The 9461-nt window shown below is 73.3% G+C and carries 7 protein-coding genes; 6 read left to right on the forward strand and 1 reads right to left on the reverse strand.

Annotation, left to right across the window (positions count from 1 at the left end; all coding sequences use genetic code 11):
* The first annotated feature begins 190 nt into the window (after positions 1-190).
* Complete coding sequence (locus ACFV4G_RS08435) at positions 191-1789, forward strand: PucR family transcriptional regulator (protein ID WP_380437855.1); 1599 nt, start codon at positions 191-193, stop codon at positions 1787-1789.
* Positions 1790-1860: 71 nt separating this feature from the next.
* On the opposite strand, the gene ACFV4G_RS08440 is transcribed toward ACFV4G_RS08435, so the two are convergent.
* Complete coding sequence (locus ACFV4G_RS08440; RefSeq protein ID WP_380437857.1) at positions 1861-2988, reverse strand: alpha/beta hydrolase; 1128 nt, start codon at positions 2986-2988, stop codon at positions 1861-1863.
* A 310-nt stretch (positions 2989-3298) separates the two neighbouring features.
* Here ACFV4G_RS08440 and ACFV4G_RS08445 point away from each other — a divergent pair, with 310 nt between their 5' ends.
* From ACFV4G_RS08445 to ggt, 5 genes are all read left to right on the forward strand, one after another.
* Positions 3299-4327: a substrate-binding domain-containing protein gene (locus ACFV4G_RS08445; protein WP_380437859.1), complete on the forward strand. Its 1029-nt coding sequence runs from the start codon at positions 3299-3301 to the stop codon at positions 4325-4327.
* Between the two features lie 98 nt (positions 4328-4425).
* The gene (locus ACFV4G_RS08450; protein WP_380437955.1) at positions 4426-5415 is read left to right on the forward strand and encodes an ABC transporter permease; all 990 of its coding nucleotides are present in this window, start codon (positions 4426-4428) and stop codon (positions 5413-5415) included.
* A complete protein-coding gene (locus ACFV4G_RS08455) occupies positions 5412-6356 on the forward strand; it encodes an ATP-binding cassette domain-containing protein (protein ID WP_380437861.1) in 945 nt (314 codons plus the stop codon). The genes ACFV4G_RS08450 and ACFV4G_RS08455 overlap by 4 nt, the downstream gene beginning before the upstream one ends.
* Positions 6353-7459 (forward strand): ROK family glucokinase, encoded by a 1107-nt coding sequence (locus ACFV4G_RS08460; RefSeq protein ID WP_380437863.1) that lies wholly within the window; start codon positions 6353-6355, stop codon positions 7457-7459. The genes ACFV4G_RS08455 and ACFV4G_RS08460 overlap by 4 nt, the downstream gene beginning before the upstream one ends.
* A gap of 260 nt (positions 7460-7719) precedes the next feature.
* Positions 7720-9461: gamma-glutamyltransferase (gene ggt / locus ACFV4G_RS08465; protein ID WP_380437865.1), on the forward strand; the 1742-nt coding region annotated here is incomplete at its 3' end.

Raw genomic sequence — 9461 nt, forward strand, 5'->3', positions numbered from 1 at the left:
CGTCGCAGTCCAGCTAATCACCAGGCGCTACCTACGACCGTAATCCGGCCGTGATTCGGGAGCTACGGGCCCGTGACCCGCCGTCCCGGACGGACGTAACGCCAAGCACGGATGTTCGGGCACACTGTCACCCCCGGCAGCGCGTTCGGGCCCCTCACCCCCACCGATCCAGCCCGTTAGGAGTCTGCGGATGCGTGTCCGTGACCTGCTCGCCCCCGGCGCCCCGCGACTGCGCCTGCTCGCGGCCGAGGACGAGCTGGACCGGCAGGTCAGCGGTGTCATGACCACGGACCTGCACGACCCCGGGCGCTACCTGCACGGCGGCGAGCTGGTGCTCACCGGCATGCTCTGGCGCACCGGCCCGGCCGACTCGGAGCGCTTCGTGCGCACGATCGCGGCCGGCGGCGCCGTCGCCCTCGCGGCCGGCGAGGCCGAGGTCGGCCCGGTGCCCGAGGACCTCGTCGACGCCTGTCGCCGGCACCGGATGCCCCTGCTCGCCGTCCCCGACGACATCGCCTTCGGAACGGTCACCGAGTTCGTCGGCCGGCAGGTCTCCGCCGACCGCGCCGCCGACCTCGCCGCCCTCGTCGACCGCCACCGGCTGCTCGTCTCGGCGGCCGGCGGCGGCGGCCTGGACGCCGTCCTGGACCTGCTCGGCGGCGACCTCGACCTCGACTGCTGGGTGCTCACCCCGACCGGCGCCGTGATCGCCGGGCCCGCCGACCGCCTGTCCGCCGAGGACCGCGACCAGCTGGTGCGCGCCCACCTCGCCGCCCAGCGCCAGCGCCGCCGCCCCCCGCACCGGGCCCGCCTCGCCACCGGCGCGTACTCGCTGCTGCCCGCCCCGGCCACCGCCGACGCCGAGCACGAGGCGCCGCTCGCCGACTGGGTGCTCGCCGTGGCCGGCGACGTCACCGAATGGACCACCAAGCGCCAGCAGCTCGCCGAGAACCTCGCCCGCCTCGTCGCCGCCGAGCGCCAGCGCCGCGACGAGGGCCGCCGGCTGCGCCGCCGCCTGGCCGACGAACTGCTCGACCGGCTGCGCCGCGACGCCGACCCGGCCGAGATCAGCCGCACCCTGTACGCCTCCTCGGCGATGGCCGCCCGGTACGAGAACGCCGAGCCCAAGCCGCAGGCCCCGGAGGGCTCCTGGCTGGTGCTCAGCGCCGACGGCACCGGCCTGCCCGAGGGCATGGTGCGGGCCGTCCTGGAGGAGGCGCTCGGCGGCACCACCGACCGCGCGCTGGTCGCCGGGGCCGGCACCGGCGCGGTCGTCGTGATGCCCGTGCTGGAGGCCGCCGTGCCCGCCGACACGCTGCGCGAACTGCTCGCCCCGCTGGAGGCCGGCCTCGGCTCCGAGGGCCGCATCACCCTCGGCGTCTCCGCCCCCGCCTCCGAGGCCGGCGGCCTGCGCGGCGCCCTGGAGGAGGCCCGGCACGCCCGCCGGATCGCCGCCGCCCGGGTCGGCCGGGTGTGCGTGGCCGGCCCCGAGGAGCTCGCCTCGCACGTGCTCCTGCTGGCCGCCGTCCCCGACGAGGTGCGCCGCGCGTTCCGCAGCCGCCTGCTGGACAAGGTGATCGGCTACGACATCGAGCACCAGGCGGACCTCGTGCGCACCCTGGAGGCGTTCCTGCGCTCGGACGGCTCCTGGACGCGCTGCGCCGGGCAGCTGCACGTCCACGTCAACACGCTGCGCTACCGGATCGGCCGCATCGAGGAGCTGACGGGCCGGGACCTCTCGCGCCTGGAGGACCGGGTGGACTTCTACCTGGCCCTCGAACTGGCCTGACACCCGGACGACATGACGAAGGGGCCCGCCGCGTACGTTCGCGGTGGGCCCCTTCGTCGTTCGGGTGATCGTTACTGCGCGGGGATGATCCCGGTCAGCCACTCGAAGACGTTCGGCACCATGCGCTTCCACAGGTCGGTGGTGTGCGGGCCGGTGGTCTCCTGCACCTGGATGGTGGTGGGGGCCTTGGCCGCGGCGGCCAGCGCCTGGGCGTCCTCGAAGCCGTCGCCCTTGGCGCCGCTGATGAAGAGCGAGACCTTCGGCGGGGTCTGGGCGGTCTTCAGGATGTTGACCGGGTTGTTGGCCTCGCGCAGCTGCGGGTTCTTGCCGACCAGCGAGTCCGACTCCTGGGCCGGGTCGTTGTAGCCGGAGAGGCTGATGCCGGCCCGGTAGCGGTTCGGGTGCGCGAGCGAGAGCTTGGCGGCGCAGTGCGCGCCGGCCGAGTAGCCGGCGATCGCCCAGCGATCGGGGGAGGGGTCGGCCCGGAAGTTGTCCATGATCATCTGCGGCACGTCCCGGGTGACCCACGCGTCGGCGTTGACCTTGCCGGGGATGTCGGTGCAGCCGGCGTCCTGGTGGTTGCCGAGGAGCAGGGTGCGCGGCGAGACCAGGATGAACGGGGCGACCTTGCCCTGCTGCATGAGCGGCTTGAGCTGCTCGGACACCTTGAGGGTGCCGTACCAGGTGGAGGACGAGCCCGGGTAGCCCGGGATCAGCTCGACGACCGGGAACTTCTTGTCCTTGTAGGCCGGGTCGTCGTACTGCGGCGGCGTCCAGACCAGCACCTCGCCGTCGACGCCGGACACCTGGCCCTTGAGCTCGGTCTTCTTGACGTCGCCGGGCACCGCCGGGTCGTTCACGCCGCCGAACTGCTGGAGCACCTTCGCCGGGGGCTTGGCGTCCCCGCCCGACTTGGCCGCGCCGGCCGCGTCGTCCTTCGGCACGGCGGGCACCGCGCGGACGTGGTCGCCGGTGCCGAGCAGGTCGTCCCAGCTGCCGTAGATCAGGTTCGCGTTGTTCACCATCACGAAGACCGTCAGCACGGCCGTGATCTGGCAGAACACGATCATGACCAGCCGCGAGAGCACCTTGACCGGTTCGGGTCCGCGCACCTTGCCCCAGAAGAACAGCGCGACCGCGATCGACACCGGCACGAGGACGACCGTGAGGATGAAGAAGGGCGTACCTGTCAGTTGCATCAGTTCTCGTTATCCGGATCGCAAGCCGCTCGGGCCCCACTCGCCCGCGCGCACTCCAATGGCAAGGGACGGCGTTGAACCCGGGATCGGTTGCCGTCCGAATCTGTGCGGAACCTGAGAGGAACATCACGTTTCTGTGATGTTCCGCTTTCGGATCGGCGTCTAGTCTGCCACCCGGACGGCCGTCCGCCGGACGAGGTGTCCAGCCGACGCTCAGGAAGGTGCCCCGAGGCACCTTACCGTCCGCCCCGCCCCGGCCGCCGGGCGAGGCGGTGCGAGCCCGTACCGCGGTTACGGAGAGAATCGTGGGATGAGCACAACCCGCTTTCGCCCGTCCCGCCGGTTCCGGCCCGTCCTCGCCGTCCTCGCGGTCGCGGTCGCCGTGGCCGGCTGCAGCAGTACCGGAGGCAGACGCGCCGAGGAGGCCCGCGCCAAGGCCGCGGCCGCCGGCGGCAGCGCCGTCACCACCCCGCGCTGGAAGGTCGCCATGGTGACCCACGCCGGGCCCGGCGACGCCTTCTGGGACAGCGTGCGCAAGGGCGCCGAGCAGGCCGCCGCCAAGGACAACATCACCTTCCTGTACTCCAACGACGCGCAGACCCAGAACCAGGTCCAGCTCGTCCAGGCCGCCATCGACCAGAAGGTCGACGGCCTGCTCGTCACCCTCGCCAAGGGCGACGCCATGGCCGCCGTCCTCGCCAAGGCCAAGGCCGCCGGCATCCCCGTGATCACGATCAACTCCGGCCAGGAGTACTCCGCGAAGTTCGGCGCGCTCACCCACATCGGCCAGGACGAGACGACGGCCGGCCAGGCCGCCGGCGCCGAGCTCGCCTCCCGCGGCCGCAAGTCCGTCCTGTGCGTCATCCACGAGCAGGGCAACGTCGGCCAGGAGCAGCGCTGCTCCGGCGCCCAGTCCGGCTCCGCGCTGCCCGGCGCCTCCTTCCAGGTGCTCTACGTCGACGGCGTCAACATGCCCGACGCCCGGGCCGCGATCTCCGCCAAGCTCCAGGCCGACCCGGCCATCGACACCGTGCTCACCCTCTCCGGTCCGATGGCCGCCACCGGCCTCCAGGCCGTCCAGGACGCCCGCCGCCAGGTCGAGCTCGACACCTTCGACCTCGGCACCCAGGTCGTCGCCGGGCTGAAGTCCGGCAGCGTCGGCTTCGCCGTCGACCAGCAGCCCTACCTCCAGGGCTACGAGGGCGTCGACCTGCTGTGGCTGTACAAGTCCAACCTGGACATGCTCGGCGGCGGCAAGCCGGTCGCGACCGGCCCGCAGATCCTCACGAAGAACGACGCGGACGCGCTCGCCGAGTACGTCGCGAGGGGGACCCGTTGAGCAGCCCGTCCGGCCCTCCGCCCGGCGCTCCGTCCGGCCCTCCGTCGAGCTTTCCGTCGAGTGCGGCGGACTTCCTCGTCCAGGACCGTCCGGCGGCCCTGCGGCGCCTCCTGGCGCGCCCCGAGCTCGGGGCGCTGATCGCCGCCGGCGCCGTCTTCCTGGTCTTCGCGGCCGCCGCCGAACCCTTTCTGCGGGTCGCCTCGCTGGGCACCGTGCTCTACGCCGCGTCCACCATCGGGATCATGGCGGTGCCGGTCTCCCTGCTGATGATCGGCGGCGAGTTCGACCTGTCGGCCGGCGTGCTGGTCACCACCGCTGCGCTGACCTCGTCGATGATCTCCTACCAGTTCACCGCCGTCACCTGGGTCGGCGTCGTCGCCTCGCTCGCCGCCGCGCTCGCGGTCGGCTGGTTCAACGGCTGGATGCTCGGGCGCACCAGGCTGCCCAGCTTCATCGTCACGCTCGGCACCTTCCTGATGCTGACCGGCGCCAACCTCGGCGTCACCAAGCTCGTCTCCGGCACCGTGTCGACCAAGCCGATCTCCGACATGCAGGGCTTCGCCTCCTGCCGCTGGCTGTTCGCCTCCGAGGTCACCGTCGGCGGGCTGACGGTCAAGGCCACCGTGTGGTGGTGGCTCGGCATGCTCGCCGTCGGCAGCTGGGTGCTGCTGCGCACCCGCTTCGGCAACTGGATCTTCGCCGTCGGCGGCGACGCGGCCGCGGCCCGCGCGGTCGGCGTGCCCGTCGCCCGGACGAAGACCGTGCTCTACCTCGGCGTCGGCTTCGGCGCCTGGGTGCTCGGCCAGCACCTGCTGTTCTCCTTCGACACCGTCCAGTCCGGCGAGGGCGTCGGCAACGAGCTGATCTACATCGTCGCGGCCGTCATCGGCGGCTGTCTGATCACCGGCGGCTACGGCTCGGTGGCCGGCTCCGCGCTCGGCGCGCTGATCTTCGGCATGGCCAGCAAGGGGATCGTGTACGCGCAGTGGAACCCGGACTGGTTCAAGTTCTTCCTGGGCGCGATGCTGTTGCTCGCCGCCCTGCTGAACGCGTTCGTCAAGCGCCGGGCCGAGCGGGGGCCGCGATGACTGCCGGGATTCCTTCCGAGGGCGAACTGCTCGCGCTCGACGGCGTGGGCAAGAGCTACGGCACCGTCCGGGCGCTGCAGGACGTCTCGCTGACCCTGCGGGCCGGCGAGATCAGCTGCGTGCTCGGCGACAACGGCGCGGGCAAGTCCACCCTGATCAAGATCATCGCGGGGCTGCACGGGCACGACGAGGGCGTCTACACCGTCGGCGGCGAGGAGGTCCGGTTCGACTCCCCGCGCCAGGCCCTCGACCGCGGCATCGCCACCGTCTATCAGGACCTGGCCGTCGTCCCCCTGATGCCCGTGTGGCGCAACTTCTTCCTCGGCTCCGAGCGCGGCCTGCGCCGCTGGGGCGGCCTGCGCCTCGACGCCGACGGCATGCGCGCCACCACCCGCGAGGCGCTCGCCCGGATGGGCATCGACCTGCACGACGTCGACCGCCCGATCGGCACCCTGTCCGGCGGCCAGCGCCAGTGCGTGGCCATCGCCCGCGCCGTCCACTTCGGCGCCAAGGTGCTCATCCTGGACGAGCCCACCGCCGCCCTGGGCGTCAAGCAGTCGGGCGTCGTGCTCAAGTACGTCACCGCGGCGCGCGACGCCGGGCTCGGGGTCGTCCTGATCACGCACAACCCGCACCACGCGTACCTGGTCGGCGACCACTTCACCCTGCTCAAGCGGGGCCGGATGGCCGGCAGCCACCCGCGCGACGCGATCGGGCTCGAACAGCTCACCACCGAGATGGCCGGGGGCTCCGACCTCGCCGAGCTCTCCCACGAGCTGGCGCGGCCGAACGCGGGCGGCGGCCCGCGCGGCGCGTCCGGCCCTGACGACACCCGTACCGACATCACCGGTTCCGACACCACCGGTTCCGACGCCCCCCGTTCCGAGACCACCCGTTCCGACACCCGTTCCGACACCCGTGAGGAGCGTCCGAAGCCGTGAACAGCCCCCAAGGCAGCACCCGGCCGGCCGTCCTGCCCACCCTGCTCGGCCTCGGCCCGCGCGCCGAACGCCGCCGCCGCGCCCTGCCCGCCGGGATACTGCGGCTGCCCACCATCGGCATCGACATCGGCGGCACCAAGGTCGTCGCGGGCGTCGTGGACGGCGAGGGCAAGGTGCTGGAGAAGCTGCGCACCGACACCCCGCACAAGAGCAAGAGCCCCAAGGTCGTCGAGGACGTGATCGTCGAACTGGTGCTGGAGCTCGCCGACCGGCACGACGTCCACGCCGTCGGCATCGGCGCGGCCGGCTGGGTGGACGCCGACCGCTCCAAGGTGCTCTTCGCCCCCCACCTCAACTGGCGAAACGAGCCGCTCCAGCAGGCGCTCAGCGAGCGGCTGCGGTTCCCGGTGATCGTCGAGAACGATGCCAACGCGGCGGCCTGGGCCGAGTGGCGCTTCGGTGCCGGGCGCGGCGAGGACCACATGGTGATGCTCACGCTGGGTACCGGCATCGGCGGGGCCGTCGTGCGCGACGGCTACGTCGACCGCGGCAAGTACGGGCTCGCGGGCGAGTTCGGGCACATGCAGGTGGTGCCCGGCGGCCACCGCTGCCCGTGCGGCAACCGGGGCTGCTGGGAGCAGTACTCCTCCGGCAACGCGCTGGTGCGCGACGCGCGCGAGCTGATCGCCGAGGAGTCGCCGGTGGTGCAGCCGCTGCTGGCCCTCGCGGGCGGGACCGTCGAGGGCATCACCGGCCCGCTGGTCACCGAGGCCGCGCAGGCCGGCGACCCGACGGCGACCGAGCTGCTCTACGAGGTCGGCACCTGGCTGGGCGTCGGCATCGCCAACCTGGCCGCGGCCCTCGACCCGGGCCGGTTCGTCATCGGCGGCGGCGTCTCCGAGGCCGGCGACCTCCTGCTCGGCCCCGCCCGGGACACCTTCCGGCGCACCCTCACCGGCCGGGGCTTCCGCCCCGAGGCCGTCATCGTCCACGCGGCCCTCGGCAACGAGGCGGGCCTGGTCGGCGCCGCCGACCTCGCCCGCCAGGTCGCCCGCCGCTTCCGCACGATCAAGCGCCGCCGGGTCGAGCGCAGCGCGCTGTAGGGCGGGAGGGGGGCGGCGAACAACTTTCAGCGAACAGATAACAGATGACAGATTTCGTTTTCTGTCATCTGTTATCTGTTGGTTGTCGGCCGCCCCCCCCGCCCGCAAACTCCCGAAGGGTCAGCCCTCGGCCTTCCAGTGGTCCCGGCCGTCAGAGGCCGGGGTCGGGGCCGGTCGCCGCACTTCGCCGCCGCCGTGTGGTTGTCGGGATCACACCTCCTGTGAAACAACGGAGTTGACGCCGACTCAGGAGGAATGGGATGAGGGCTCTGACCCGCCTCGCGCCACCGTTGTTGCTCGCGAGTGCTCTGGTGTGGTCCGCCGCCGGGCCGGCCGGGGCGGTGGCGCCGCCGGCCCACGTGCCGGAGGCGGTCGGGTGGGGCGGGGCGGTGTCCACGGTGTCCGCGGAGGCCACCGCCGCCGGGATCGAGGTGCTGCGCAAGGGCGGGAACGCGGTGGACGCGGCCGTCGCCGCCGCCGCGGCCCTCGGCGTCACCGAGCCGTACTCGTCGGGGATCGGCGGCGGCGGGTACTTCGTCTACTACGACCACGCCACCGGCCGCGTGCACACCATCGACGGCCGCGAGACCGCCGGCCGCACCGCCGACACCGGGCTCTTCCTGGAGGGCGGAAAGCCGCTCGCCTTCCCCGACGCCGTCACCAGCGGCCTGTCGGTCGGCGTCCCCGGCACCGCGGCCACCTGGGACGACGCGCTACGGCAGTGGGGCTCGCGCTCGCTCGCCGAGAACCTGCGGCCCGCCGAGCGGATCGCCGACGACGGCTTCGTCGTCAACGCCACCTTCCGCGGCATGACCGAGGACAACTACAGCCGCTTCAAGGACTTCCCGGCGACGGCCGGGCTGTTCCTGCCCGGCGGCAAGCTCCCCGAGGTCGGCTCCGTCCTGCGCAACCCCGATCTCGCCGCCACCTACCGGCAGTTGGGCAAGGACGGCACCAAGGCGTTCTACCAGGGCGACATCGGCCGGGACGTCGTCAACACCCTCCAGCACCCGCCGGTCGACCCCGCCTCCGGGCGCAACGCCCGACCCGGCAAGGTCGACGCCGCCGACCTCGCCTCCTACGCGGTCCGCCGCCAGGCCCCGACACACGTCGCCTACCGGGACTACGACGTCTACTCGATCGCCCCGTCCAGCTCCGGCGGCACCACCGTCGGCGAGGCCCTCGGCATCCTGGAGAACGGCGACGTCTCCGGCTACAGCGGCACGCAGTACTACCACCACTTCCTGGAGGCCTCCCGGATCGCCTTCGCCGACCGCAACCGCTGGCTCGGCGACCCGCGCTTCTCGGACGTGCCGACGAAGGAACTGCTCTCGCCCGACTACGCCGCCTCCCGGGCCTGCCTGATCAGCCCGGACAAGGCCCTGACCAGCCCGCTCGCCCCCGGTGACCCGTACGACCCGGCCGAGTGCGCGGACGGCGGCCAGGCCGCCCCCGAGCCGTACGAGGGCCAGAACACCACGCACCTCACCGTGGCCGACCGCTGGGGCAACGTCGTCGCGTACACCCTGTCCATCGAGCAGACCGGCGGCAGCGGCATCACCGTCCCCGGCCGCGGCTTCCTGCTCAACAACGAGCTGACCGACTTCGACTTCGCCCCGCTCGCGGCCGGCGTGCCCGACCCCAACCTGCCCGGGCCCGGCAAGCGGCCGCGCTCGTCGATGTCGCCCACCGTCGTGCTGCGCGACGGCGAGCCGCTGCTCGCCACCGGCAGCCCCGGCGGCGCGACCATCATCACCACCACCCTCCAGGTGCTCCTCGGCCGCCTCGACCGCGGCCTGAGCCTGGAGCAGGCCATCGCCGCGCCGCGCGCCAGCCAGCGCAACACCGCCACCACCCAGGCCGAGCCGGGCTTCCTCGCGCTGCCCGAGCGGTGGGGGGGGGGGGGGGCCGGGCGGCCCGGACGCCCCGGGGGCGCGCAAGGGGGGGCCGCCCCCGGCGCGCCACCCGCGCGCGGGCCCGGGGGGGGGGGCGGCCCCACCCC

Source organism: Kitasatospora sp. NPDC059747, from assembly GCF_042732955.1.
In the GTDB taxonomy this organism is placed as follows: Bacteria; Actinomycetota; Actinomycetes; order Streptomycetales; family Streptomycetaceae; genus Kitasatospora.

What these genes read in the sequence shown, in the direction of transcription:
- ACFV4G_RS08440 (WP_380437857.1), bottom strand. Translation starts at nt 2,988, where the DNA reads ATGCAACTGACAGGTACGCCCTTCTTCATCCTCACGGTCGTCCTCGTG.
- ACFV4G_RS08445 (WP_380437859.1), top strand. Translation starts at nt 3,299, where the DNA reads ATGAGCACAACCCGCTTTCGCCCGTCCCGCCGGTTCCGGCCCGTCCTC.
- ACFV4G_RS08435 (WP_380437855.1), top strand. Translation starts at nt 191, where the DNA reads ATGCGTGTCCGTGACCTGCTCGCCCCCGGCGCCCCGCGACTGCGCCTG.
- ACFV4G_RS08455 (WP_380437861.1), top strand. Translation starts at nt 5,412, where the DNA reads ATGACTGCCGGGATTCCTTCCGAGGGCGAACTGCTCGCGCTCGACGGC.